The 462-nt window shown below is 60.8% G+C and carries 1 protein-coding gene; it reads right to left on the minus strand.

Features of this window, described 5'->3' with window-relative positions:
* Positions 1-86: 86 nt before the first annotated feature.
* The coding region (locus M3182_RS25680) for a hypothetical protein (protein WP_251560650.1) at positions 87-462 on the minus strand (376 nt) is incomplete at its 5' end.

The following is a 462-nucleotide window of genomic DNA, read 5'->3' on the forward strand; positions in this document are numbered from 1 at the left end:
ACCATGATGTGCTCATCCTGATACAGGATCACCAGCCAGGGATCCTGCGGCGGATTGTAGTTTTCCATCGCCATGTTCGCGTTCCGTTACTGGTGAGTGACGACGATCAGACGCAGCGCGTCCAGACGCCATCCGGCCTGCGCCAGCGCATCCATCACCTGCTGACGGTTGCTTTCGATCGCCGCCAGTTCGTCGTCACGGATGTTCGGGTTCACCGCCTTCAGCGCTTCCAGTCGCGACAGCTCCGCCGTCAGCTTTTGATCGGCTTCGTTACGCGCCGCGTCGATCAGCCCCTGCGCCGCTTTGGCGATCTGCGCTTCACCCTGCTGCAGAATCGCATGAACGTCCTGCTGCACCGCATTGACCAGCTTGCTACCGGTATGGCGGTTGACCGCGCTCAGCTGGCGGTTGAAGCTTTCGAACTCCACCTGCGCGGCGAGGTTGTTGCCGTTCTTATCCAGC

Origin of the sequence: Mesobacillus maritimus (genome assembly GCF_023715205.1) — a bacterium.
GTDB classification, from domain to species: Bacteria; Bacillota; Bacilli; order Bacillales; family Cytobacillaceae; genus Mesobacillus_B; species Mesobacillus_B maritimus_C.